We start from the raw sequence: 26,157 nt of genomic DNA on the forward strand, positions 1-26,157 counted from the left end.
CAGGAGTCGATGAAGGACGTGGTAAGCTGCGATAAGCCACGGGTAGCCGCAAGCAGGCTTTGATCCGTGGATTTCCGAATGGGGAAACCTACCTAGGGTAATACTTAGGTACCCACTACTGAATACATAGGTAGTGAGGAGACATACCAGGGGAACTGAAACATCTAAGTACCCTGAGGAATAGAAAGAAAATTCGATTCCCTAAGTAGCGGCGAGCGAAAGGGGATTAGCCCAAACCTAAAAGTTATCTTTTAGGGGTTGTGGATATATTCATTAAGAGTAAAGAATTTGTAGCCGAAGAACTCTGGAAAGAGTTACCGTAGAAGGTAAAAGTCCTGTAGGCAAAACAAAGTCTAGCTTGAGTATACTCCAGAGTACCACGAGACACGTGAAACCTTGTGGGAAGCAGGGGGGACCACCCCCCAAGGCTAAATACTCCCTGGTGACCGATAGCGTATAGTACCGTGAGGGAAAGGTGAAAAGAACCCCGGAAGGGGAGTGAAATAGAACCTGAAACCCTATGTTTACAAGCAGTGGAAGTTCATTATTCGAACAACCACGTACTTTTTGTAGAACGGGCCAACGAGTTACGGTATGCAGCAAGGTTAAGTAGTTATGCTACGGAGCCGCAGCGAAAGCGAGTCTTAAATGGGCGATTTTAGTTGTATGCCGTAGACCCGAAACCGGGTGACCTATCCATGAGCAGGTTGAAGCGGAAGTAAAATTTCGTGGAGGACCGAACCCATGTCTGTTGAAAAAGGCTGGGATGACTTGTGGATAGCGGAGAAATTCCAATCGAACTCGGAGATAGCTGGTTCTCCCCGAAATAGCTTTAGGGCTAGCCTTAAAGAAAGTGATACGGAGGTAGAGCACTGAATGTCCTAGGGGCCCTCACCGGTTACCGAAGACTATCAAACTCCGAATGCCGTAATCATATCTTTAGGAGTCAGACTATGGGTGATAAGATTCATAGTCAAAAGGGAAACAGCCCAGACCGTCAGCTAAGGTCCCTAAGTACAGGTTAAGTGGAAAAGGATGTGGGATTGCACAGACAACTAGGATGTTGGCTTAGAAGCAGCCATTCATTCAAAGAGTGCGTAATAGCTCACTAGTCGAGTGATCCTGCGCCGAAAATTACCGGGGCTCAAACCTGTCACCGAAGCTACGGCTTGTCGTAGTATGAATACTGATTTTAGAAAGAAGCAGAAAAGGTAATTTATACCGAAGGTATCATTAGATACAATCGGAGGCCTTCGGCCAAATTATCAAAAAGCTCAAACTAAAACTAAGGTTAGTATTCATGCTACGACAGGGGTAGGGGAGCATTGTATATGGGTTGAAGTCATACCGTAAGGAGTGGTGGACTATATACAAGAGAGAATGTTGGCATGAGTAGCGAAAGGCAGGTGAGAATCCTGCCCGCCGAATACCTAAGGTTTCCTGAGGAAGGGTCGTCCTCTCAGGGTTAGTCGGGACCTAAGCCGAGAACGAAAGTTGTAGGCGATGGACAACAGGTTGATATTCCTGTACCACCAAAGATCGTTTGAGTGATGGGGTGACACAGTAGGATAGGTCAAGCGCACCGTTGGTTGTGTGCGTCTAAGCCCGTAGGGAGTCTATATAGGCAAATCCGTATAGACAATCCTAAAAGGTGATGGGGAGCGAAATTTAAGTAGCGAACTTACTGATTCCACACTGTCAAGAAAAGCCTCTAGCGAGATCCTAGGTGCCCGTACCGCAAACCGACACAGGTAGGTGAGGAGAGAATCCTAAGGCGAGCGAGAGAACTATTGTTAAGGAACTCGGCAAAATGACCCCGTAACTTCGGGAGAAGGGGTGCCACGTTAGGGTGTTAAAGCCCGAGGTGGCCGCAGAGAATAGGCCCAAGCGACTGTTTAGCAAAAACACAGGTCTCTGCTAAGTCGAAAGACGATGTATAGGGGCTGACGCCTGCCCGGTGCTGGAAGGTTAAGGGGACGTGTTAACGTAAGTGAAGCACTGAACTTAAGCCCCAGTAAACGGCGGCCGTAACTATAACGGTCCTAAGGTAGCGAAATTCCTTGTCGGGTAAGTTCCGACCCGCACGAAAGGCGTAACGATTTGGGCACTGTCTCAACAATAGACTCGGTGAAATTGTAGTACCAGTGAAGATGCTGGTTACCCGCAGCAGGACGGAAAGACCCCGTGGAGCTTTACTGTAGCCTGACATTGGATTTCGGNTCTAGTGACAATAGCGAGGAGGCTACACCTGTTCCCATATCGAACACAGAAGTTAAGCTCTTCAGCGCTGATGGTACTTGGGCGGTAGCGCCCTGGGAGAGTAGGTCGTCGCTAGTTTTTTTATTCCAAGGTAGCTCAATGGTGGAGCCAAATAATAAGGCCCATTGGTCAAGCGGTCAAGACACCGCCCTTTCACGGCGGTAACCCGAGTTCGATTCTCGGATGGGTCACCAAATTTTGGGCGCATAGCTCAGCTGGGAGAGCACCTGCCTTACAAGCAGGGGGTCATAGGTTCGATCCCTATTGCGCCCACCAAAATTTCATATTCACATCATGCGGGTGTGGCGGAATTGGCAGACGCACTAGACTTAGGATCTAGCGCCTTGTGCGTGGGGGTTCAAGTCCCTCCACCCGCACCATATAAGAAATAGCTAAGACATTTTGTTTTAGCTATTTTTTATATGTATAATAAATTCATTTGTTAGTGAAAAAACGGATTATTTCTTTATAGACTTCCTCTCCAATAGGATTGTTAATGTTTTGATCAAAATCATGTTCTAAATCATCTACTTCATATAGTTTGACTTTTGGAATATTTTTGGCATGGTATTGAGCAATAGAAAAAGGTACGTCTAAATCTGTTTTACTGTGTGCTAAAAATGTTTTGGGGAGTAAAGCTAAATCATTTTTTGTTAGAGAAAAATATGGATCAATAGGGTTTTCTAACATGTCTCTTGCCCATGTTCCATTTTGTCTTGCATATACATAAATAGCAAATCTATTATTTAATTGTCCATTGGTTAAAGGTTTATTTTGTATTAAGGCATCTCTAAGTTTCTGAGTAACATTTGGATAATGTAAATAATGTTTATTTGGTTGATTGTAAAAATCATCTTTTAAGTTACTATACCCATAAAAAATAATTAAACCTGATGGCTTTGGTATAAAAGGATCTTTTGCTAAGAGAAATGATAAATAAGAGCCTGCTGAACGACCAAACAGATAGAATTGCTTATTGTCTAATTGTAATATATTGAAAGCATTACGATCAAACCACTTAAGTGCATCTTGTACATCTTCATATATTTCTGTCAACTTTGTTTCTGGTGCTAAACGATAGTCAAAAGAAATAAAATTATATCCGTGTTCTAGAAATATTTGTATATATTTTTCGGGAAGATCATTTCTATTCCCCCATATTAATCCTCCCCCGTGAAAATAAATAATTGTTCCTATAGATTGTTTTAAAGTTGTTTTGTATAAAGTAGACTCTATAGGAATTTCACCTTTTCTTTTATATATGTAATCTTTTCTATACAATCCAGTATGCCTCCATTTCCATCTGACTTTTGATTAAGAACAAATTTATTATACGACATAAATAGTAAAAATTCATATTAAATTACCAAAATTTTCGCTTTTGTTTAAAATAAACAAAAGTGAGATGATATTTTATCCTTTTCGAACGATGAAATAAAAATATTAAAATGTTATAGTGAATATACAAAATAAGACAATATTTTTTATTGTTTGAAAGATGTAAACAATCAGCATTTAATTACTCAGTTAGTTATTAGGAATATATATGGAAGGTGGGATGCTTTAGACATTGTTTTGATAAAAATCGAAATGGGAGTGAATGTGAATGGATGGTTTATTAAGAGATGTGCAAAAAAATATGGAGTGGATTTCTGAAATAGGTTCTGATTCATCTGGAGGCATTACGAGGCTTTTATATAGTGAAAGCTGGATGAATGCACAAAAAGGTTTACAAAAAAAATTTGAGGAAATAGGACTTGAAACGAAATTTGATGCTGTAGGCAATTTATTTGGGGAAATAAAAGGTTCAAAGCATTCAGATGAAATCATAATGTCAGGCTCCCATGTGGATACAGTAGTCAATGGTGGAAAGTTAGATAGTCAATTTGGAATTATTGGAGCTTTCTTAGCTATAAAATATCTCCTGATGACCAAAGGGAGACCTTATCGTACACTACAGGTTGTATCACTTGCAGAGGAAGAGGGAAGTCGTTTTCCTTATACTTTTTGGGGAAGTAAAAATATTTTTGGGTTGGCAAATGCAAAAGATGTGATGGAAATAAGAGATGTCAAAGGAGTTCTTTTTTCTGAAGCAATGAAAAAAGCAGGGTTTGATTTTTCTTGTCAAAAGAAGCAAAAAGACATGGGAGAATATATAAAAGCTTTTATTGAACTACATATTGAACAAGGTAATGTATTGGAAATGAATAATCAATCTGTTGGAATTGTAACAGGAATTGTGGGACAACGAAGATACAATATTACATTAAAAGGACAATCTAACCATGCAGGAACAACTCCGATGCAATACAGAAAAGATACGGTTTATGCTTTTAGTAAAATCTGTTCTCAATCTATTGAAAGAGCAAAAAAATTAGGAGATCCCCTAGTACTTACTTTTGGTAAAGCTATGCCAAAACCAAATACTGTGAATGTGGTTCCAGGTGAAATTTTATTTACAATGGATTGCAGACATACGGATCAGGAGGTACTCACAAATTTTACTAGACAAATAGAAATAGACATGAAAAGAATTGCAGATGAATTGGGAATAGAAATTGAGATAAATTTGTGGATGGATGAACCTCCAGTACCTATGGATGAAAAATTAATTCAAATGTTACAAAATATATGTGAAAAAGAAAAGATGGATTATCGAGTGATGCATTCAGGGGCAGGACATGATTCACAAATATTTGCTCCTAAAGTTCCTACAGGAATGATTTTTGTACCTAGTATAGGTGGTATTAGTCATAATCCAGCAGAAGACACAAAATTGGAAGACTTAGTTCAAGGTGTAAAAACATTGTATCAGGCATTGTATGAATTAGCTTATTAAAATATAAGTATTCTTTGGAGAGGTGATCTTTATGGTATTGTCGGATGTGGGTGTTCAGAAAAAAGGTTTTGAATATTGGAAACAAATCATCGTTTTGCTTTGCTTAGGCTGGGTTGTTATCTGGATTTACCGAACTACACTTTCTCCTATTTTTTCAGAAATACAAGAAACAATAGGTATACATTCAGATTCTCAAATGGGTCTGATATCCAGTTTTTATTTTTTTGGATATACAGGAATGCAAATACCTGCAGGTATACTTGTAGATAAATTTGGAAAGAAAACAATTCTAATACCTGGATTTTTATTGTTTGCACTGGCTGCGATTTTAATCGGATCTTCTTCTACTATTACTATGATTTATGTAGGTAGTTTGATGGCGGGGATTGGTTGTGGTTCTTATTACGGAGCTGCTTATTCTTTGTCATCTGAAAACATTCCCCAAGAACGTCGAGCATTGTCTAATGCTATTATCAACAGTGGCTCTGCCATAGGTATGGGAATTGGTTTAATGGGTTCGAGCTATCTAGTTAAAAATATTAGATTGCCATGGAATTACATGTTATACATAGTTGCTGCTCTGATTATTTGTATGATTGTTGCTTTTTCTATTGTGATCCGCAATACACAAAGAGAAGAAGCGTGTAAGAATATCAAAGAATCACAAATAAAAGAAAAAGGGAAAAAAGAAGGGTTATTTGCTCCTAAAATGTTGGCGTCTTATGTTTTGTATTTTGCAACTTGCTATGGATACTACATGATCGTAACTTGGTTGCCTTCCTTTTTACAGTATGAAAGAGGATTTGAAGGCATTGCAATTGGATCTTCATCATCATTAGTAGCATTTGCATCTATTCCAGGAGCACTTTTTTTTAGCAGAATGTCAGATAAATTTAAAGACAGACGAATTAGATTGATTTTATTCTTAGAAATCTCTGCAGCAGCTATGCTTGCCTTAGTTGTATTAGCTCCTAATTCTTCTATATTACTCTTAGGATTACTATTATATGGATTACTAGGAAAATTAGCAGTAGATCCAATTATTATTTCACACATTGCAGATAGCGCTCCGAGAGAAAGTCTGGGTACATCTTTGGGTGTGTTTAACTTTTTCGGAATGAGCTCTTCAGTTCTTGCCCCAGTGGTCACAGGTTTTATATCTGATCAAACAGGTACAAAGGTAATGGGCTTTTATGCTTCTGCTGTGTTGTTGATTATAGGAGCGGCTATATTTTTTATTGCAAATGTAAAAAAAACAGATAATAAATAGAAAAGAGGTTATAATAATGGGTTTTAGAAATAATAACATGGGTTATAGACAAGATTTATTGTCTTCAAGAGCTGTAATCAAAAAAGGAAATTTTGCTTTAATACCAAAAGATGGCTTAGTGAAAAATACGATTCCTGGATTTGAAAACTGTGATATTACGATTTTAGCATCTCCTAAACTAGGTGCTACATTTGTAGATTATTTTGTAAGTATGCTTCAAGGGGGAAAGACAACAACAGGATTTGGCGAAGATGGTGTTGAGACTTTTGTGTATGTACTTTCAGGGGAAGTGAATGTAACTGTTCATAATCAAGTATTTGACTTGAAAAATGGTGGATATGTATATTGTCCTCCCAATGAAAAAATGCATTTAGAAAATGTCTATTCAGGAACAAGTGAATTATTTTTGTATAAGAGAAGATATAAATGGGTAGATGGATATAAACCTTATGTATACAGCAAAAATATTGAAGATATTATTCCTCAACAATACGAAGGAATGGAAGATGTATTAGTTTATGACTTATTACCACAAGGTCTTGAATTTGATATGAATTTTCATATATTATCCTTTGAGGCAGGGGCTTCTCATGGATATATTGAAACCCACGTACAAGAACATGGGGCGTATATCTTAAATGGAGAAGGGGTATATAATTTAGACAATCATTGGATACCTGTTAAAAAAGGAGATTATCTTTTTATGGGTGCATATTCTTTACAAGCTGGTTATGGAGTAGGACGAGGAGAGGCATTTAGTTATTTGTATTCAAAAGATTGTAACAGAGATGAAGAAATATAGATTTTCAAAAATTAATATAAAAAGAGGGATAAATATGAGTAATTCAGATCTTGTTTATGTAAAAAAAGAAGAACTAACTGAATTGATAAAAAATAAATTGATGAAAGCGGGACTATCTAAAGATGATGCGATAATAGTAGCACAACATTTGGCTTATGCAGATTCAAAAGGCACACATTCACATGGTGCAGTTAGAGTTGAATATTATGCTGAGAGAATTGCAAAAGGTGGTAGTAATACAAGACCAAATTTTTCTTATCGTAAAGTCGCACCTAGTATAGGTATTTATGATGGAGATAATGGAGTGGGAATGGTTGTGGCATTAAATGGAATGCATGAGGCCATTAAGTTGGCAAAAGAAACAGGTATAGGCATTGTAGGAATGCGCCGTTTGGGACACTGCGGAACATTATCATATTTTCTTAAAGAAGCAACAAAACAAAATATGATTGCATTATCTATGTGCCAATCTGATCCTATGGTTGTTCCTTATGGTGGTCGTGATCCTTATTTTGGAACAAATCCCATTGGATTTGGTGCTCCTAGAAAGAATGGCTCACCTATTATTATAGATATGGCAACAACTGTTCAGGCATGGGGAAAAGTATTAGATGCCAGAGCTAAAAATGTAAAAATACCAAATACATGGGCGGTAGATGAGAAGGGAGAACCTACTTCAGATCCCTTTGCAGTAAAAGGATTGTTACCTATTGCAGGACCAAAAGGCTATGGATTAATGATGATGGTAGATATCTTATGTGGTTCTTTGTTAGGACTTCCATTTGGGAAACATGTAACTTCTATGTATGATGATTTATCTAAAGGAAGAGACTTAGGACAAATTCATATTGTTATTAATCCTGATTATTTTACAGATATGAATACTTTTAAAGAAAATATCTCTAAAATGGTAGATGAACTTCATAGCATGAAACCAGCACCAGGTTTTGAACAAGTAAAATATCCAGGAGAAAATTCCGATGAGGTAATAAAAAAATATAATGAAACAGGTATCCCTATTGTCAAAGACATATATGATTATTTAATTAGTGATGATATTCATTACAATAGATACAATCATGGAGATGCTTTTGCATCCAAATAAAAGAAAATAGAAAGTTATAGAGGCGAAAAAGTTGAATTCGTCTCTATGATTCTTTATAAAATTTGATAGAGAGGAGAAAATTATGTTACATACGATTATTCAAAAAAATTCTTATCAGGATTCAGTTACATTGATGTTATTAACAAATCAAATCAGTACCATAGAAGGTGTTAAACGTGTTTCGATTATGATGGGTACACCAGCAAACAAAGATATTTTTGAAGGTAGTGGTTTAAGAACAAAAGAATTGGATGATGCCACAGCTAATGATATGGCTATTGTATTGGATGTGATGGATACAAATATTATAGACATAGTTTTAAAAGAAATAAAAGACTTTTTAAACCATCAAGGAAAGAAGGAAACAAATGATCCTATATTGAGTGTAAAAACATGGGAAAAGGCATTGGAAGTAGGGAAGGATGTAAATTTAGCATTAATTTCAATTCCAGGGATATATGCCTACGAAGAGGCAAATCGAGCACTAGATAAAGGAAAACATGTTTTTATGTTTAGTGATAATGTGTCTATAGAAGATGAATTAAAATTAAAAGAAAAAGCGCACGAAAAAGGTCTTCTAGTAATGGGACCAGATTGTGGAACAGGAATCATAAGTGGAATTCCAATGGCTTTTACGAATAAAATACGAAAGGGAAACATTGGAATAGTAGGTGCATCAGGAACGGGAATACAAGAGGTAAGTACTATTATTGATCGCTTGGATGAAGGGGTAACGCATGCTATTGGAACAGGGGGAAGAGATCTTTCTGAAAAAGTTGGAGGGATTACTATGATTGATTCTCTTTTGGCATTAGATGAAGATGATCAAACAAAAGTAATTGTTGTGATTTCAAAACCGCCTGCAATCCAAGTTAGAAATAAAGTTGTTTCTGTTTTACGAAGCCTTTCAAAACCTACAGTGGCTATTTTTTTAGGAGAAAAACCAACCCATCACGAAGAAAATATTTATTATGCATATACCCTAGAAGAAGCAGCAAAATTGGCAGTAGGTTTAGTAAGAAATAAAAAAGAAGAAATAAATGAGAAAATCCAGACAATAAAAGTAAATATTGATTCTAATCAAAAATATATAAAGGGTCTTTATTCTGGAGGAACACTGGCCAATGAAGCAGGTATGTTGATTGGAGATGCACTCCATTTATCAAAAGGTTTGATCAAAGAGGAAGGATATATCTTAAAATCGAAGGGGCATGAGATACTAGATCTAGGAGATGACATATACACAAGGGGAAAACCTCATCCTATGATTGATCCGCAAAAAAGAATTGAGTTTATGAAAAAAATGTCACAAGATGAAAATACGGCTGTTATTTTATTTGACATAGTATTGGGATATGGATCACACTCTGATATGGCTAGTCAATTGGCTCCAGTTATTAAAGAAATTAATAAAAATTTACAAGAAAAAAATAGATCTATTATTTTTGTGGCTACTGTTTGTGGTACACCTAATGATAAGCAAGATTATAAAAATCAAATTCGAATTTTAAAAGATACAGGAGTCATTGTGGCAGATACAAATAACAAAGCTGTTAGAATTGCATTACAATGTATTGGTTATGAAATTGAAGATATAAAGAAAGAAATCCTCCCAATGAAAAAAGAAAAAATGAAATTTGAAAAAGTCTCACCTGCTATTGAGTCTTTACTAAAAGAAAAACCATACGTACTTAATATGGGTTTAAAAAGTTTTACTAAAGCAATAGAAGAAAATGGAGCAAAAACTCTTCAGTTTGACTGGAAGCCGAAAGCAGGAGGAAACATTAGATTACAAAAAATATTACATTTTTTAAATGAGTATTGCGCTCAATAAAGAATAGGAGGGTCAAAATGATTTATAAAAATATTGATGAAGCCAATCAAGAAGTCATAGATAAAATTGTTTCCTCTTCTCCATTTCTAGTAGATGTTGTACCAGCTAAATCTGTCATCAAAGAATTAGAGGAAAAAGTATTGTTACATGCAGGACCACCAATAAAATGGGAGAAAATGACAAACCCCATGCAAGGTTCTTGTATAGGAGCAGTATTATTTGAAGAATGGGCAAAAGATGAAGAGGAAGCAAGAGAAATGTTACAAGCAGGCGAAATAAAATTTATTCCTTGTCATCATGTAAATGCAGTAGGGCCAATGGGAGGGATTACTTCTGGGAATATGCCTGTCTTGGTTGTGGAAAACAAAACACAGAGGAATCGAGCCTATTGTACTATGAATGAAGGGATAGGAGCAGTACTTCGTTTTGGGGCTTATTCAGATGATGTAATTAATCGTTTGAGGTGGATGAGAGATGTTCTTGGCCCCGTATTAGGACTTGCTTTACGAACTCTTTCGGATGGGATGAATGTAAATGTAATGATTACGAAAGCTGTAGCCATGGGGGATGAATTTCACCAAAGAAATATTGCCGCGTCGCTTATTTTCTTAAAAGAAATTGCTCCTATCATTATTGGTCTAGATATAGATAATGATAAAAAAGAAAGTGTGATTCAGTTTTTAGCAGAAACAGATCAGTTTTTTCTAAATATTATGATGGCTACAGCAAAGGCTGTTATGGATGGAGCTAGGACAATTACAGAAGGAACTGTTGTAACAGCCATGTGTCGGAATGGAGAAAATTTTGGAATACGCATTAGCGGTATGGGAGATGAGTGGTTTATTGCTCCTGTAAATACTCCTGATGGTTTATATTTTACAGGATATTCTAGCGAAGATGCTAATCCAGATATTGGAGATAGTGCGATCACAGAAACTTTTGGAGTTGGTGGTATGGCAATGATTGCTGCACCAGCTGTTACTAGGTTTGTAGGTAGTGGAGGTTTTTATGATGCACTTCATACGAGTAATGAAATGTTGGAAATTTGTATGACACAAAATCCAAATTTTCCTGTTCCTACTTGGGATTTTCAAGGAATTTGTTTGGGAATTGATGCTCGTAAAGTGGTTGAAACTGGAATTACACCAGTGATTAATACAGGAATTGCCCATAAAAAAGCTGGCATAGGACAAATCGGAGCAGGTACTGTACGGCCTCCTGTGGCTTGTTTTGAAAAAGCAATTACAGCCTATGCAAAAAAATTAGGGTATAAAGAGTAACGCAAAAAAGATAAGGAGGTTTTTTAAATTCAAACATATATGGCTTATTGTCAATCCATCCATGTTGTAGAATTATGTAAAAAATATTCTAATTGGAGAGTACATAGTACTTTTGCAAATGGAGTCAATATTTCAAATGGTAAAGATTTAATATTCATTGGAAACGATCAAAATGGTTTATTGCCTTTTGGTGTGGTTCTAACAAAGCAAACACAAAACCTCCTAAAAAATAAGTGGAAACAAGAAGATAAGATAAAAATTTTCAATGAATCTATTATTAATATAAATAGACAAATAACCATATTACTTCATCCAAGGTATAAGTATTCTTGTATCTTGAAAAAGCCAAAAACATTCAAGATTCAATTGGTTCACAAGTTCATTGAACAAGCTTGTAAATTGAAGGGAAAGAATGGATTTGAATTGACAATAGAAGAATCAATAAAAATAAATGAGGAATTCACATTTTATGGGAAAGTCCTTATCAATGCTCTTTTTTCTTCTGATCAAAAAGAAATTGATTCAATTATAAAATATTTTATAGGGAGAGGAAAAGGATTAACTCCATCTGGAGATGATTTATTAGTAGGATTATTAAGTATAGGAAGTGCTTTTTTAAAAGTTAGTCCATATTTTGTAGAAAGTTTGAGTAATATGATTGAAAATGAAAATTTAACTACTGATATTAGTAAAGGGTATTTAAGATATGCACTTTGTGGTAAGTTTGAACATTCAATTTTGACTATTATTGACAATTTATGCGAAGAAAATGATTCCTTGGAAGAAGTATTAAGCAGCATACTACGCCATGGACATACATCAGGAATGGATCTATTAACAGGTATTTTATTAGGATTGATGAGAGTTAAAGAAATCAAATAAAATAAAAAAGTAAGGAGAAATTGAATTGAGTGAAACCGTAGTAGTTGCTTTAGGTGGAAATGCTATTTTACGTCCTAATCAAGAAGCATCTTTTGAAAATCAATTGAAGAATATAGAAACGAGCTGTAATTTTATTGCAAATATTATTGTTAATGGATACAAGGTTGTGATTACTCATGGAAATGGACCACAAGTAGGAAATATTTTAAGACAAAATGAAGAAGCAAAAAAATTTGTTCCTGCTTTTCCATTAGATGTATGTAGTGCCCAATCCCAAGGATTGATTGGTTATATGATGGAGCGTTCTTTAAAAAATGCTTTAACAAGATTAAATTATTCATCTCAAGTGGTGACTCTTCTTACACAAACAGAAGTTGACTCTAAAGACAAAGCTTTTGAAAACCCAAGCAAGCCTATTGGATTGTTTTACTCCAAGGAGGAAGCTGAAAAAATGAGAAAAGAGAAAAATTGGATTATGAAGGAAGACTCTAATAGAGGATATAGAAGAGTCGTTCCTTCCCCAAAGCCTAAGAAAATTCATGGAATAGAATCAATAAAGCAATTGCTTGAAAGTAATATTACAGTTATTTCTACAGGGGGTGGAGGTATACCTATTATTCAGAAGGAGAATGGGGAATATGCTGGAATTGAAGCTGTTATAGATAAAGATCTTTCAGCACTTCGATTATGTGAACAAATAGATGCAGATGTACTTATGATTTTAACGGATGTTACAAACGTGTATTTAAGTTATGGTACACCTAATCAAAAAAAATTAGAATCAAGTTATTGTGATGAAGCAGAAAAATATTTGATGCAAGGACATTTTTCAGATGGAAGTATGGGACCTAAAATGGAAGCGGCTATTTCCTTTGCTAAAAAAGGTAAAAAATCTATTATTTGCTCTTTAGAAGAGGCAGTAGAAGCGTTAGAAGGAAAAAAAGGAACTAGAATTTTATCTAGTTGATTGATATGAAAAAAAACTTGTAGAGGAGATCATATCCTTACAAGTTTTTTTATATGAAAAGACTTTTTTATTGAGATAACAATAGGGCAACCCTTAATTGTAAAGAATAATCAGGATTATCAATGGATTGATCAAATAGTTCATTAAGCTTTGCGATTCTATATTTTACTGTATTTCGATGTACATATAGGGAATTTGCAGTTTCTGTTATTTTACCTTGACAATCTAAATAGGTTTGCAATGTTTTTCTGAGTTCAATTTGAATATCATTAGTTGGATAAGCCAATGTTTTTAAAGTATAAATACAAAAATGTGAAATATGTTCTTTAGGTATAAATTGTAATACCTCTAATATTCCTTTTGAAAGATAAAATTTTATAAAAGAAGTCTTTCCTTCTTTTCTGCATCGATGATAGGTTTCTTCTGCCTCAATGAAAGAAAAATAAGTAGAAAATAACTGAGAAACTTCATTTCCTATAGCAAATGATAAAGAAATAGAAAAATATTTATTGAGTGAGTTAGATATTTCCATTAATATTTGTTCTAAATTTTGTTCCGAAGATTGTAATAAAATTACTAATTTTTCTTTGTTAGAAAGAGGAAATAATGAAGCATTTTCAAATTTGGTAGAAATTTCTCGTTCTAACCACTCATAAGTAATTGTGTAAATATCTGTTTGATGTAGATCGTTATAGGAGATATAATTGTCAATTCCTACCATGATGATTCTATAGCTAGAGGATTCTATTAAGCCATACTTATGACCATATTCTATCAAATTAGATACATTAGAAGCATCTTTATTTTTAATTAATTTATCAAAAAATTCTTCTCTTAATTTCCATGAAAGTTCTTCTAATTTTTTATTTTTAAATAGAGTAAATGCTAGTATGGTACTAGCTTGCTCAATGACCAATTGAGAATAAGGATAAGGGATTTTATCTGATTTTAATATGACTAGTAGATAAGGATTAAAAGTAGTTACTTTTACAGGAAATACAGATACGCATATGGTTTTTGTATTGGAAATGCATAATTCAAAGGTATTTTCTTCGATTTTTGCTTGTTGGTATAGTATATTTTCATGGATTGCATCAAGAGCTTTTAAAATGATTGCATTGGTCTTATTCAATGGAAGAGAGGTTGCAACAATATCCATAAAAGGATTGATTAAAAAAACGTTTTGTTTTAATACTTTTCCTAAATGGCATATCAATGAAGACAAAGAGGAATCTTCTATGAGCATTTTTGAAAATTCTTTTTGAATACTTAGGGCATAATGTAGCTTTTCTCTTTGTAAATCCCAAATATAAGAAAGTAATTGATGACATACCATTCCAAGAGTTGTAGACATAGGGACTTTTAGTAAAGGAAAATGTAATCGATTGGCTGTTTCAATGACACAACTATCTAATTTTTCAATATATCGTCCAAGTTTGATACCTAGTCCTGCTGCTGGAAGTTGACTTAATTCTTCTATTAATCTACATAAATCTTGTTGATTATCTTTAAAGGCCATACCAGTTGTAATCAAAAGAGTATTTGGGGCTAAATATCCAACAATATCAGGAGTTTCAGAAATATCAGCACTTTCTACAGGTCTTGTCAAATCACCTTGATGATTTAATATAGTAATTCCAGAAAATTGTGGAATCTCAAGGATTTGTTTGATTGAAATCATAGTGTACCTCCCTTATGATAGGACATAATGTATTTTTAACTGACTTATAAATACATTATACAATATTTTTTACATGAATCTTTAAATGCCGTTTACAATAAAATAGCTAAGACAACATGTCTTAGCTATTTTATTTCTTTATTTTCTAATATTTTAGAAAGAAGAGAAATGGCATTTTCTATATCTTTTTTATGAATGGTTTCAGAAGGACTATGTACATATCTACAAGGAATAGAAATAACTCCTGAAGGAACACCACTCTTTGTAAGATGAATTGCTCCTGAATCTGTACCTCCAAATTCAAGAATTTCTAATTGATAAGGGATATTATTTTCTTTTGCACAATCTATCATTAATTTTTTTACAGTAGGGTGAGCCAACATAGAATTATCTTTTATTTTAATAGCAGGACCTTCTCCTAATTTTACGGCCATATGCTTAGCTTTTGGAGTATCTCCAGTAGTTGTTACATCTAAAGAGATTCCTAGATCAGGATCAATTCCAAAGGCTGCTGTTTTAGAGCCTCTAAGACCTAATTCTTCTTGTACTGTAAATACAAAATAAAGTTCATGAGGTGTTTCTTTGATTTGTTTGATTGTTTCTATGGCAATGAAGCAACCAATTCGATCATCTAAGGCTTTGGATGTGATAAAGTCTCCTAAATCATGATAATCCCCACAAAATGATCCTACATCTCCTAAGCCTACTTTTTTCTTTGCTTCTTCTTTTGTAGTAGCACCGATATCTATATACATTTTTTCAAGCTTTAAATTTTTCATATCATCCATATGTTCCATGCCGATAATTCCTATTACATCATTTGGAAATTTAACTCGTTGATACAGAGAAGTAAAACTAGACACTCCTCCCATATTAGCAAATCTTAAAAACCCATTATCATCTATACCTGTTACAATAACGCCTATTTCATCCATATGGCTGGCAATCATTATTTTTTTCCCGGATCCATGTTTGATAGCTATAAGGTTTCCCATAGTATCTGTTTTCATTTCATTTACATAATCTTTTATTTCTTCCTCAATGATACCTCTTATTTGTTCTTCATTTCCAGAAGGACCATAAGCTTGTGTAAGCTTTTTTAATAGATCATATGAAGGATTCATATTATTTCCTCCTTTTTAACATTTTTTAAGAAAAGATCTACAAGATTTAGCATATTTTCATAGTCATTTTTATGGATTACACATATTGGAGAATGAATATATCTACAAGGAATAGAAAGAGCCAAAGTAGGAATTCCTTCTCTGCTAATATGAATAGCACCTGCATCATTTCCACCTTTTGTGGTTTGTTTAAGCTGAATAGGAATATTATTTTTATTAGCTATTTCCATCATTTTTTTCACTAAACCTTTATGATAATAAGTGCCCATATCTGCAATAGACAAGGCTGGACCTTCTCCTAGCCTTGTGGCAAAATGAGGGGCATCTACATCGGTAAGATCATGACAAGTAGTAGCTTCAAGGACAATAGACAAATCAGGATTTAATCTATAGGCTGCAACTTTTGCTCCTCTTAAGCCTACTTCTTCTTGGACTGCAAATAAAGCATGGATCGTATAGTCATAATTATTTTTTAAAAGATGAATAATCATTGCACATCCTACTCGATCATCTAATGCTTTTGCTTTTATAAGATTTTCTCCAAATTCTATGTAATCGCTACAAAATGAAATATAATCTCCAATAGATACTAATTTTTCTGCTTCTTCTTTTGAATTTGCACCAATATCAATATAAAGTTGATCATGTTTTAAAGCCTTTTTTCTTTCATCTGGTTTTTGAAGATGAATGGCTTTTGCACCAATGACTCCTTTAATTTTTTCTTTTCCAATTTGAACGACTTTTGAAACTAATATTCTATCGTCAATTCCTCCTACAGGCAAAAATTTAATAAATCCCTGATCATTTATGGATTTTACCATCAGTCCTACTTCATCCATATGAGCGGAGACCATAATAGATGGAAAATTTTCTTTTCCCTTTTTTGTAACAATTAAATTTCCAATAGGATCTATGATAATGTCATCTACATAGGGTTTGACTTCCTCAAGAATAATATCTCTTACTTCTTTTTCATTTCCTGAAACTCCACAGCTTTCAGATAATTTTTTTAATAACATAAAAATCCCTCCCAATCTTCACCATTCAGACTGGAAATAAAATAAGCGAGCATTCGCGCTGTATATTTTATGTCTGAAAGATCTATGGTTTCTACAGATGTGTGCATATATCGAAGTGGAATAGATAAAAGGCCAGTTGCCACTCCACATCTTGCAATCTGTATAGATCTTGCATCCGTTCCTGAATTACCTGGACTTATTTCTACTTGATAAGGAATATTATATTCTTTACCAATACTTTGAAAACGATGATGAATATTTGGATGAATATTGGCTCCTATACAAATACCAGGACCTTTTCCAAGATCTAAGGTATCATCTTTAGATAACTCAGGAGTACTGCCAAAGCCTACATCTATAGCAATTCCTATATGAGGAGAGATTTCATAAGCACTTACCATAGCTCCTCTTGTTCCTACTTCTTCTTGGATGGTACAAACAGCATATACATCTGCGTCATGATTTATATTTTGAAGTTCTTTAAAGCAATGGATCATAGCTAAAATTCCTGCTCGATCATCTAATGCTTTTCCTGCTACTTTATTGTTTTTTAGAGAAACCATGTTTCTTTTAATGGTAATGGTGTCTCCTATTTCAATGATTTGTTTTGCTTTTTCATAAGAAAGTCCTACATCTATGAGTAAATCTTCACTTTTTATAGATTCATTTCTCTCACTGGGATCTTGTAGATGGGGAGGTTTTGTACCGATGATTCCAAATACTTCTTCTTTTCCATGAATGATTACTTCTTGAGCAAGAAGAGTTCTTTGATCGACTCCTCCAATGTTTGTAAATTTTATAAATCCATTTTTATCAATATCTTTGACCATAAGACCGATTTCATCCATATGGGCTGCAAGCATAATTTTTATAGGATTTTTTGAAGTGCCTTTTTTATGGATGATGATATTTCCTAATTTGTCTTTATAAATTTCATCAGCATACTCTTTAAAAAAAGAAGAGATTTTATCAGAGAGCGTATGTTCATAACCTGACACACCATATCCTTCGAGCATTTCTTTTAACAGGTATTCGTTTTCCATTATATTCCTCCTTTCTAAGACTCTATGATTCATATTATAGCATATCATGGTAGAATATTACTATTACGCCCCAAATTTATCTAATCGTTTGGCATTTGAGAGTAAAAGTCCCATTAAATAACGACTTTCAAAAAATCCTAATCCTCCAGCATTACAAGCATTTTCATGAAAAACTTCTACATCATCTATGCCAGAAAAAGCACTATGCAGAAGGATTGGTACGGGATGGAAGCTATGGGATCTCATAGCACAAGGAGTAGAGTGATCTCCAGTAATGGCTAATACATCAGGCATATGATCTAGTAAAATAGGTAGAGCTTTATCTACTGTTTCTATACATTTTACTTTAGATTCAAAATCTCCATCTTCTCCAGCTTGATCTGTACCTTTTACATGAATAAAGAAAAAATCATATTTTTGTTTATAATCTACATAGGTTTGAAAAAGTCCTTCTATAGAGTCAGGGGCAGGCAAAAGTGTCATACCTAATAAAGATGCAATTCCTCTATACATAGGATAACTTGCAATAGCTGCAGACTCTAGAAGATATTTTTCACTCATAGAAGGTATTTTAGGTTTGGATGCAATTCCTCTTAGTAAAAAAGCATTGGCAGGAGCTTGATTTTTTAAAAGTTCATAGCCTTTTTCTACAAATTGATTAATGACTTGTGATAAAAATTGTGAAGGAGGGTTTTTACCTTTTGCTAAAAGAGGTGCTTTTCCTTCTACTAATGGATCTGTATCATTGATTAAAGAACCAATCTCCTTTTGTTTGCTTCTAAATACAGTAACAAAACGATGTCCCTTTCCAGGTTTGATGATAATTTCTACTCCATCTATTTCTTTTATGGTTTGTAAAATTTCACATAGCTTTTGTGTTACTTCTGTAGGAATTCTTCCAGCGCGCCTGTCTGTGATCATACCTTTTTCATCCATTGTTGCAAAATTACATCTTGCGGCTACATCATGAGGCTTAAGAGTAAAATCAATTCCAACAGCTTCTAATACTCCTCTTCCTATGATATTTTTTAAAGGATCATATCCAAATAGTCCTAAGTGTCCTGGCCCACTTCCTGGAGTAATACCAGGAAGAATTGGATACATACGCCCCATAACAGATTTTTTTGCCAGGGTATCTAGGGTAGGAGTATGAGCATATTCTAGTGGAGTTTTATTATGAAATTGAGGACTTCTAATATCTCCTACTCCATCTAATACTAAAAGAACAATTTTTGAATTGTTTTTTTTTATGGTGGATTGAATAATTTCTTCATAATGCATATGATTTACCTCACTTTAAGTTTATTGATTACTTTTGTTACACCTTCTACACCCATAGATATTTCTTTTGCAATTTCCATTTCATTTTTATTATTTACATAACCTGATAAAGTAAGCTTTCCATTTTCTACTGAGTGGGCAATATCCTTATAACTAAGATTGGTAGTACTTAAAGCTTGGGTTACATGACTATTAATTGTGGAATCATCATATTTTTCATAAGAATCAATAGATATATTATTGACTACATCTTTTATTCCACGTACACCTGAAGCAACATCTAAAGCGTCATGAGCATTTTTAAGAGTGTGTACAGTTCCTAAAAGATTGGCAACTCCATCTTCAACTTTTACTCCTACACTACTTAAATGAGAAACTCCTAAAAGTTTTTGGATTACTTCTTTCTCCATGTGTTTGTCTGTAATATTATGATCCATAGCTACTGTGATTTTGTTTTCTATTTTTGTAGGACCTTCTATTTTTTTGACGATAGTTTCAGCCATCTTTTTCTCAGCAAGTACATCTACCATTCCAGAAAGATTCACATGACCATCTCTACAAAAAACATTAATATCCATTGCACTTGCTTGCATTTTTTCTTCTAATTGATCTTTAATAGTATCTGTAAGCAAATCGTCTTTACTTGGCATTTTATCAGTTATAATATGATTGGATCTTTTTTTACTCATTAAAATCTTTCCTTTCTATATTTTCGTTATTATTTATTTTGCCAAAAAACAAAATAATCATGTAAGAGGATTATAAATATTACATTTTAGTATCAAACTTCTATAAGAGAGGAAAATAGTGTAAAATAAGAAAGGAAAATTAAAATAAATTTTTATAGTACTTGAAGGGTTTGAGCTATATGTATTAAAATAGTAGTAACAAGTTAGTAGGAAGCTCAGAAGAGGTGTTGACAATGAAAGAAATCGTAGAGATATTTTTAAATATTGGCATGAGAGATGTAATCGATATGGCCATTGTAGCCTTCGTTTTTTATAAACTTTTGATGCTTATAAGACAAACGAGTGCAGAGCAAGTTTTAAAAGGTCTAGTAGTATTACTGATTGCTACAAAGCTTAGTGAATGGGCAAAGCTTTATGTAACAAATTGGATTTTAAAAAATGCTATGACTCTAGGTATGATTGCAGTCCTTATTGTATTTCAGCCAGAACTTAGAAGGGCACTAGAGCATATAGGAAGAACAAAATTTTTCACAAAATCTTTGGTAGAATTATCTGATGAAGATTTAGATCATAATATTTCTGAAGTAGTGGAAGCTTCTACTTATCTTTCAAGAAATAAAATAGGAGCTTTAATTATTATTGAAAGAGAAACAGCTATAGGAGATGTATTAGAAACAGGGGTATCTATTATGGGGCACATATCTTCAGCACTTCTTATTAATATTTTTATTCCAAATACACCTCTTCATGATGGAGCCGTAATTATTAGGGAGGATAAAATTATGGCTGCCGCTTGTGTACTTCCTCTTACAGGAAATCCTAATCTAAGCAAGGAATTAGGAACAAGACATAGAGCAGGTATTGGAATTACAGAAAAGTCTGATGCTCTAGCTGTTATGGTGTCGGAAGAGACAGGGGCTATTTCTGTTGCAATGGATGGAAAAATATCTAGATATTTAGATGCAAAAACTTTAAGATCAGTTCTTAGAAATGCATACAAACCAGAAGATGAAAAGCCTTTATTTAGATGGAAATGGAGGCAAAAAAATGAATAATCTATGGGATCAAATTAAAAAAAATATAGAGAGTAGCAGATTCTTTAGCAGAAATACTATGCCCAAGATCATATCTATTGTTTTTGCTGTGGTCATGTGGCTTTATGTTATGGGAGAAATCAATCCTCAAGGTATGATTGAAATTGAAAATGTACCAGTTCAACTTTTAAATGTAGAAGATCTACGAGAATCTGGTCTTGTGGTGATTGGCCAGAAGAATTTTATAGTCAATGTGCAGGTAACTGGAAGAAGAAGTGATATTTATAAAATTAGTTCTCAAGATATTAATGCAAGAGCAGATCTAAGAGGATTTAGAAAAGGAGTAAATAGTGTTCCTGTTGAAGTGAGCGTACCTTCTAATATAGAAGTAGATATAACCCCTAAACAAATTAAAATTACACTAGATGAAATTGTAAAGAAGAAAAAACCTGTGGTTGTAAAAACAATCGGAAAGCCATTAGAGAGTGTTGAACCAGGAAAAGCTTCTATTTCTCCAAATGAAGTTTTAGTCGAAGGTCCAGAAAGTCTCATAAACACAGTCCATTCTGTGGTAGCACAAGTAAATATACAAAATATAAAGGATGATATGGTAAAAAGACTTTCTCCAAAGCCTATCACTCGATCAGGAAAAGAAGTAGGAGGAGTAGAGGTTAAAAATAAATATGTAGAGGTGAATCTTCCTATTCTTAGAGTTAAAAAGGTTCCTATAGCTATCTCTTATGAAGGACAAATTCAAAATGGGGTAAAAGTAAAAGATATGAAAATGAGTCAAAATCAAGTGATGATTAAAGGTAAAAAAGAAGTATTAGATACTATCACACAGATACAAGCAAAACCTATTTCGTTAAAAGATTTACAAAAGACAACTAAAAAGGATATAGAATTGATTTTTCCAAAGGGAATTGAACTTTCTCAAAAGGAAAAAGCTCCTTATGTGATCATAGAGATAGAAAATATAAAAAGTAAAGAATTCACCTTTGCAAAAGATGAGATCAATATAGAAAATATACAAGAAAATTATATAGTAGACAATAGCAAGTTTCCTTCTTCTATAAAAGTAAAAGTAGAAGGTGCTGAAAGTATTTTGGAAAATATAAATAAAGAAGGTATAAAACTTTCTATCAATGGAGAAGGATTAACAGAAGGATTGTATTCTGTTAAGATCAATTATAATTCATCTCAAAAATTTGAAAAAATTACAATTGATCCTGAAAGAGTGGATTTAATCATTAAAGGAAAAGAAATAGTTCCTGTACAAGGAGAGATTCAATAAAGGAAGAGCATGCAACTGCACCTAGTAATAGGTGCAGTTTTTTGAATGCAAAAAAATTGACAATTCTCAACATTTGATATATATTTAACATTGTGAATAATACGTGATAAATATGATATATTTTTAACAAAATAAAGCTTATAAAGGAAATTTTTTTAAAAATTATGATAAAATAAATATATGATAAAGAGGTGAATATAATGAAAAAAATGGATGAACTAGTTATGTTAGCCAGTAAAAAAGAAACCAAAACGATTGCTATAGCAGTGGCTCAGGATCAAGATGTCTTAAAAGCTGTAGATGAAGCTAGAAGATTGGGCTTAGTAAAAGCAATCTTAGTAGGAGATGAAAAAGAAATCAAAAAAGTTTGCAAAGAAGAACAAATAGATGTACAGCAATATGAAATCATCCATGAAGAAGATCCACAAAAATCTTGTTTAAAAGCAGTAGAATTAGTATCTACTAAAAAGGCTCATATGGCTATGAAGGGGCTTGTGGATACGTCTATCATATTAAGAGCAGTACTGAATAAAGAAGTAGGTTTAAGAAGTGGAAAAGTATTAAGCCATGTGGCTGTATTTGAAATTCCTAAATTTGATCGACTTTTCTTTATTACAGATGCGGCTATGAATATACTTCCAGATATAAAAACGAAAAAGGAAATTATTGAAAATGTAGTAGAAGTTGCTCATTCATTAGATATAAAAAAGCCAAAGGTTGCGATACTTTGTGCAAAAGAAAAAGTAGACAAGAATATGCAAGCTACCATTGATGCTAAAGAACTAGAAAATATGAATCAGGCAGGAGAAATCAAAGGTTGTATAGTTGGAGGACCTTTTGCATTAGATAATGCAGTAAGTAAAGAAGCTGCCAAACATAAAGGTATAAATCACCCTGTTGCAGGAAATGCAGAGATTTTAGTTGTATCTAATATTGAAGCTGGAAATGTTTTATATAAGTCTTTGGTATTTTTCTCAGAGGCTAAAAATGCAGGAGTAATTGTAGGTGCAAAAGCTCCTATTATTCTTACATCAAGAGCAGATAGCCCACAAAGTAAATTAAATTCTATTGCCTTAGGTGTTTTAATGGCAGATTTTAAAGAACAATAAAATAGAAAGAAGGATACATATGACAAAATTTAAGATTCTTACTATTAATCCAGGATCTACATCCACAAAGATTGCTGTATTTGAAAATGAAACATCTATTTTTGAAAAAACATTAAGACATGCATCTGACGAAATCAATCAATATGAAAAGATTTATGATCAATATTCTTTTCGTAAACAACTTATTTTAGATGCATTAGAAGAAAATAAAATAGATATTCATAGTATTGATGCAGTAGTAGGAAGAGGAGGTTTTTTAAAACCTATTGAAAGTGGTACATATAAGATTGGAGAAAAGATGCTTGAGGATCTTAAAATAGGAGTAAGCGGAGAACATGCATCTAATCTTGGAGGAATCATTGCAAATGAAATTGCAAAGATTATTTCAAAACCATCTTTTATTGTAGATCCAGTAGTAGTAGATGAACTAGATGATATAGCAAGAGTATCAGGTATTCCTGAAATAGAGAGAAAAAGCTTTTTTCACCCACTAAACCAAAAAGCTGTTGCAAGATTAGCAGCAGAAGAATTAGGTACAAAATATGAAGAAGGAAATTTTATTGTAGCACATATTGGAGGAGGAGTTTCTGTAGGAGCTCATAAAAAGGGAAGGGTCGTAGAAGTAAACAATGCGTTAGATGGAGATGGACCATTTTCACCAGAAAGAAGTGGAGGGCTTCCTGTATGGGATTTGGTCAAATTATGTTTTTCAGGAAGATATTCCTTAGATGAAATAAAGAAGAGGATCAATGGAAAAGGTGGTCTAGTAGCTTATTTAGCTACAAATGATGGAAGAGAAGTAGGAAAAATGATCCAAGAAGGAAATAAAAAGGCAGAGATTGTTTATAAGGCTATGGCTTATCAAATTGCAAAAGATATAGGAAGTTGTGCTGCTGCACTCAAAGGAGAGGTAGATGCTATTATTTTAACAGGTGGTATTGCTTATGATCAGCAGTTTGTAGAGTGGATCAAAGAATATATATCATTTTTAGGAAAAGTGATTGTATATCCTGGAGAAGAAGAATTAAAAGCTTTAGCTCAAGGAGCTTTAAGAGTATTAAAAGGAGAAGAAAAAGCAAAAGAATACAAATAAACTAACGAATTTTTTCGTTAGTTTTTTCTATTAGAAAAGATATGTGGCAAAAAATTGAACAGTTATATAAAATGTGATAAAATAATATAGATTTACTATTTACAATAAGTACAATAAAAAAGAATAAGGATAGACTAGAATGAGAGGAGTCTACTTATATGGGAAAGTTATTTGGAACAGATGGAGTAAGAGGAATTGCAAATACGGAATTAACAGCAGAATTAGCATATAAACTTGGAAGATTTGGATCATATGTATTGACCCAAGGAAAGAAAAAAGCCAAAATTGTCATTGGAAAAGATACAAGAATATCAGGAGATATGTTAGAGTCTGCATTGGTAGCTGGCATTTTATCTACAGGTTCAGATTGCCTTTGTGTGGGAATTGTTCCAACTCCAGCTGTAGCATATTTAACTAGATATTATGGTGCAGATGCAGGAGTAGTGATATCTGCTTCTCATAATCCTGTTGAATATAATGGAATCAAATTTTTCAATGAAGATGGTTTTAAGCTTGCAGATGAAGTAGAAGATAAAATAGAAGAATTGATTTTAAATGATGAAGATATAAATATTCATCCATCAGGAGAACATTTAGGAAGAAAAACTGAAATTGATGATGCAATTAAGCAGTATTCAAACTTTTTAAAAAGCACGATTGATGTGGATTTAAGGGGAATGAAGGTTGCTGTAGATTGTTCAAATGGAGCATCTTATGTAGCAGCTCCTTCAGTACTTTCAGCACTAGGTGCAGAAATAAAAATTATACATCATAAACCAGATGGATTAAATATCAATCTTAATTGTGGATCTACTCATCCAGAGGATTTAAAACAACTTGTGATTGATTGGGGAGCAGATGTAGGGCTTGCTTTTGATGGAGATGCAGATAGACTCATTGCAGTAGATGAAAAAGGACAGCTTGTAGATGGAGATAAAATATTAACTATTTGTGGAAGCCATTTAAAGGAAAAAGAAAAGCTTAAAAAAGATACAGTAGTGGCAACGGTTATGAGTAATATGGGACTTCAAAAAGCTTTAGAAAAATCAGGTTGTAAAGTAGCGACTACTCAAGTAGGGGATCGATATGTTCTTGAGGAGATGAAAAAAGAAGGATATGTATTAGGTGGAGAACAATCTGGACATATTATCTTTTTAGAACATAATACTACAGGGGATGGACTTTTGTCAGCTCTTCAATTTTTAAGTGTAGTTAAAGAAAAAAAACAATCTGTATCAAAGCTATCAAGTATGATGACTACATATCCGCAAGTACTTGTCAATGCGAAAGTAAGCAATGATAAAAAATTAAAGTACATGGAGGATGAAGTCATTTCTAAAGAAATTCAAAAGCTTGAAGATATTATGGATGGAGAAGGAAGAGTACTCATCAGACCTTCTGGAACGGAACCATTGGTAAGAGTTATGCTAGAAGGAAAAGACCAAAAACAACTTGAATCATTAAGCCATGAATTGGCTAAATTAATAGAAGAAAGATTAAAATAAAAGTACTTTTTATTTATTTTTGAATAGAATATATTATAAATCTCTCC

Annotated in this window: 20 protein-coding genes, 3 tRNA genes and 1 other annotated feature; of the genes, 16 read left to right on the plus strand and 7 right to left on the minus strand. The window is 33.6% G+C overall.

The genetic code is table 11. The features are described from left to right. Positions 1 to 2,337, plus strand: a sequence feature (most likely nonfunctional fraction of RNA operon). Positions 2,338 to 2,378: 41 nt separating this feature from the next. From BN2409_RS02950 to BN2409_RS02960, 3 genes are all read left to right on the plus strand, one after another. Next, positions 2,379 to 2,453, plus strand: a tRNA-Glu gene (locus BN2409_RS02950). A gap of 6 nt (positions 2,454 to 2,459) precedes the next feature. Further along, positions 2,460 to 2,535, plus strand: a tRNA-Val gene (locus tag BN2409_RS02955). Positions 2,536 to 2,555: 20 nt separating this feature from the next. After that, positions 2,556 to 2,639, plus strand: a tRNA-Leu gene (locus BN2409_RS02960). Between the two features lie 55 nt (positions 2,640 to 2,694). Here the strand turns inward: BN2409_RS02960 and BN2409_RS02965 are convergent. Further along, complete coding sequence (locus tag BN2409_RS02965; RefSeq protein ID WP_053955182.1) at positions 2,695 to 3,540, minus strand: alpha/beta hydrolase; 846 nt, start codon at positions 3,538 to 3,540, stop codon at positions 2,695 to 2,697. A 325-nt stretch (positions 3,541 to 3,865) separates the two neighbouring features. Between BN2409_RS02965 and allC the strand changes: the two genes are divergently transcribed. From allC to arcC, 8 genes are all read left to right on the plus strand, one after another. After that, on the plus strand, positions 3,866 to 5,098 hold the full coding sequence (gene allC / locus BN2409_RS02970) for an allantoate deiminase (protein WP_053955183.1): 1,233 nt from the start codon (positions 3,866 to 3,868) through the stop codon (positions 5,096 to 5,098). Between the two features lie 31 nt (positions 5,099 to 5,129). Then, a complete protein-coding gene (locus BN2409_RS02975) occupies positions 5,130 to 6,368 on the plus strand; it encodes an MFS transporter (protein ID WP_053955184.1) in 1,239 nt (412 codons plus the stop codon). 16 nt (positions 6,369 to 6,384) lie between these two features. Then, a complete protein-coding gene (allE, locus tag BN2409_RS02980; protein WP_053955185.1) occupies positions 6,385 to 7,170 on the plus strand; it encodes a (S)-ureidoglycine aminohydrolase in 786 nt (261 codons plus the stop codon). Between the two features lie 34 nt (positions 7,171 to 7,204). Next, positions 7,205 to 8,275 (plus strand): ureidoglycolate dehydrogenase, encoded by a 1,071-nt coding sequence (allD, locus tag BN2409_RS02985; protein WP_053955186.1) that lies wholly within the window; start codon positions 7,205 to 7,207, stop codon positions 8,273 to 8,275. Positions 8,276 to 8,357: 82 nt separating this feature from the next. After that, positions 8,358 to 10,109 carry an acyl-CoA synthetase FdrA gene (gene fdrA / locus BN2409_RS17455; RefSeq protein ID WP_053955187.1) on the plus strand — a complete coding sequence of 584 codons (1,752 nt, stop codon included), beginning with the start codon at positions 8,358 to 8,360 and terminating at the stop codon, positions 10,107 to 10,109. A 17-nt stretch (positions 10,110 to 10,126) separates the two neighbouring features. After that, complete coding sequence (locus BN2409_RS17460; RefSeq protein WP_053955188.1) at positions 10,127 to 11,389, plus strand: YlbE family protein; 1,263 nt, start codon at positions 10,127 to 10,129, stop codon at positions 11,387 to 11,389. Between the two features lie 39 nt (positions 11,390 to 11,428). Continuing rightward, positions 11,429 to 12,271 (plus strand): oxamate carbamoyltransferase subunit AllH family protein, encoded by an 843-nt coding sequence (locus BN2409_RS03000; RefSeq protein ID WP_053955189.1) that lies wholly within the window; start codon positions 11,429 to 11,431, stop codon positions 12,269 to 12,271. A gap of 25 nt (positions 12,272 to 12,296) precedes the next feature. Continuing rightward, positions 12,297 to 13,238: a carbamate kinase gene (arcC, locus tag BN2409_RS03005; RefSeq protein WP_053955190.1), complete on the plus strand. Its 942-nt coding sequence runs from the start codon at positions 12,297 to 12,299 to the stop codon at positions 13,236 to 13,238. A gap of 67 nt (positions 13,239 to 13,305) precedes the next feature. Here arcC and BN2409_RS03010 read toward each other — a convergent pair whose 3' ends face one another. The 6 genes from BN2409_RS03010 to BN2409_RS03035 all read right to left on the minus strand — a co-directional run bounded on the left by BN2409_RS03010 (position 13,306) and on the right by BN2409_RS03035 (position 20,075). Continuing rightward, positions 13,306 to 14,919, minus strand: coding sequence for a PucR family transcriptional regulator (locus BN2409_RS03010; RefSeq protein WP_053955191.1), 1,614 nt, complete (start codon positions 14,917 to 14,919; stop codon positions 13,306 to 13,308). 125 nt (positions 14,920 to 15,044) lie between these two features. Next, positions 15,045 to 16,043: a M42 family metallopeptidase gene (locus BN2409_RS03015; RefSeq protein WP_053955192.1), complete on the minus strand. Its 999-nt coding sequence runs from the start codon at positions 16,041 to 16,043 to the stop codon at positions 15,045 to 15,047. Beyond that, a complete protein-coding gene (locus BN2409_RS03020) occupies positions 16,040 to 17,062 on the minus strand; it encodes a M42 family metallopeptidase (protein ID WP_053955193.1) in 1,023 nt (340 codons plus the stop codon). The genes BN2409_RS03015 and BN2409_RS03020 overlap by 4 nt, the downstream gene beginning before the upstream one ends. Beyond that, positions 17,053 to 18,105 carry a M42 family metallopeptidase gene (locus tag BN2409_RS03025; RefSeq protein ID WP_053955194.1) on the minus strand — a complete coding sequence of 351 codons (1,053 nt, stop codon included), beginning with the start codon at positions 18,103 to 18,105 and terminating at the stop codon, positions 17,053 to 17,055. The genes BN2409_RS03020 and BN2409_RS03025 overlap by 10 nt, the downstream gene beginning before the upstream one ends. 63 nt (positions 18,106 to 18,168) lie before the next feature. Beyond that, positions 18,169 to 19,386, minus strand: a complete 1,218-nt coding sequence (locus tag BN2409_RS03030; RefSeq protein ID WP_053955195.1) for a 2,3-bisphosphoglycerate-independent phosphoglycerate mutase — start codon at positions 19,384 to 19,386, stop codon at positions 18,169 to 18,171. 5 nt (positions 19,387 to 19,391) lie between these two features. Continuing rightward, entirely contained in the window at positions 19,392 to 20,075 is a 684-nt protein-coding gene (locus BN2409_RS03035) for a BON domain-containing protein (protein WP_053955196.1), read from the minus strand. Positions 20,076 to 20,308: 233 nt separating this feature from the next. Between BN2409_RS03035 and cdaA the strand changes: the two genes are divergently transcribed. The 5 genes from cdaA (at position 20,309) to glmM (ending at position 26,110) form a co-directional block, all read left to right on the plus strand. Next, positions 20,309 to 21,130 carry a diadenylate cyclase CdaA gene (gene cdaA / locus BN2409_RS03040; RefSeq protein ID WP_053955197.1) on the plus strand — a complete coding sequence of 274 codons (822 nt, stop codon included), beginning with the start codon at positions 20,309 to 20,311 and terminating at the stop codon, positions 21,128 to 21,130. Further along, positions 21,123 to 22,403: a CdaR family protein gene (locus tag BN2409_RS03045; RefSeq protein ID WP_053955198.1), complete on the plus strand. Its 1,281-nt coding sequence runs from the start codon at positions 21,123 to 21,125 to the stop codon at positions 22,401 to 22,403. The genes cdaA and BN2409_RS03045 overlap by 8 nt, the downstream gene beginning before the upstream one ends. 200 nt (positions 22,404 to 22,603) lie before the next feature. Next, positions 22,604 to 23,512, plus strand: a complete 909-nt coding sequence (ptb, locus tag BN2409_RS03050; protein WP_053955199.1) for a phosphate butyryltransferase — start codon at positions 22,604 to 22,606, stop codon at positions 23,510 to 23,512. Between the two features lie 19 nt (positions 23,513 to 23,531). Continuing rightward, complete coding sequence (gene buk, locus BN2409_RS03055) at positions 23,532 to 24,605, plus strand: butyrate kinase (protein ID WP_053955200.1); 1,074 nt, start codon at positions 23,532 to 23,534, stop codon at positions 24,603 to 24,605. Between the two features lie 158 nt (positions 24,606 to 24,763). Further along, positions 24,764 to 26,110, plus strand: a complete 1,347-nt coding sequence (gene glmM, locus BN2409_RS03060; RefSeq protein WP_053955201.1) for a phosphoglucosamine mutase — start codon at positions 24,764 to 24,766, stop codon at positions 26,108 to 26,110. The last annotated feature ends 47 nt before the right edge of the window (positions 26,111 to 26,157 follow it).

The organism is Inediibacterium massiliense (assembly GCF_001282725.1).
Taxonomy (GTDB): Bacteria; Bacillota; Clostridia; order Peptostreptococcales; family Thermotaleaceae; genus Anaerophilus; species Anaerophilus massiliensis.

Coding starts and splice junctions, on each gene's coding strand:
- allE (WP_053955185.1), top strand. CDS start 6,385: ATGGGTTTTAGAAATAATAACATGGGTTATAGACAAGATTTATTGTCT.
- cdaA (WP_053955197.1), top strand. CDS start 20,309: ATGAAAGAAATCGTAGAGATATTTTTAAATATTGGCATGAGAGATGTA.
- ptb (WP_053955199.1), top strand. CDS start 22,604: ATGAAAAAAATGGATGAACTAGTTATGTTAGCCAGTAAAAAAGAAACC.
- BN2409_RS03010 (WP_053955191.1), bottom strand. CDS start 14,919: ATGATTTCAATCAAACAAATCCTTGAGATTCCACAATTTTCTGGAATT.
- BN2409_RS03045 (WP_053955198.1), top strand. CDS start 21,123: ATGAATAATCTATGGGATCAAATTAAAAAAAATATAGAGAGTAGCAGA.
- BN2409_RS17460 (WP_053955188.1), top strand. CDS start 10,127: ATGATTTATAAAAATATTGATGAAGCCAATCAAGAAGTCATAGATAAA.
- buk (WP_053955200.1), top strand. CDS start 23,532: ATGACAAAATTTAAGATTCTTACTATTAATCCAGGATCTACATCCACA.
- BN2409_RS02975 (WP_053955184.1), top strand. CDS start 5,130: ATGGTATTGTCGGATGTGGGTGTTCAGAAAAAAGGTTTTGAATATTGG.
- BN2409_RS03015 (WP_053955192.1), bottom strand. CDS start 16,043: ATGAATCCTTCATATGATCTATTAAAAAAGCTTACACAAGCTTATGGT.
- BN2409_RS03000 (WP_053955189.1), top strand. CDS start 11,429: ATGGCTTATTGTCAATCCATCCATGTTGTAGAATTATGTAAAAAATAT.
- BN2409_RS03030 (WP_053955195.1), bottom strand. CDS start 19,386: ATGCATTATGAAGAAATTATTCAATCCACCATAAAAAAAAACAATTCA.
- fdrA (WP_053955187.1), top strand. CDS start 8,358: ATGTTACATACGATTATTCAAAAAAATTCTTATCAGGATTCAGTTACA.
- allD (WP_053955186.1), top strand. CDS start 7,205: ATGAGTAATTCAGATCTTGTTTATGTAAAAAAAGAAGAACTAACTGAA.
- allC (WP_053955183.1), top strand. CDS start 3,866: ATGGATGGTTTATTAAGAGATGTGCAAAAAAATATGGAGTGGATTTCT.
- BN2409_RS03035 (WP_053955196.1), bottom strand. CDS start 20,075: ATGAGTAAAAAAAGATCCAATCATATTATAACTGATAAAATGCCAAGT.
- BN2409_RS03025 (WP_053955194.1), bottom strand. CDS start 18,105: ATGGAAAACGAATACCTGTTAAAAGAAATGCTCGAAGGATATGGTGTG.
- BN2409_RS03020 (WP_053955193.1), bottom strand. CDS start 17,062: ATGTTATTAAAAAAATTATCTGAAAGCTGTGGAGTTTCAGGAAATGAA.
- glmM (WP_053955201.1), top strand. CDS start 24,764: ATGGGAAAGTTATTTGGAACAGATGGAGTAAGAGGAATTGCAAATACG.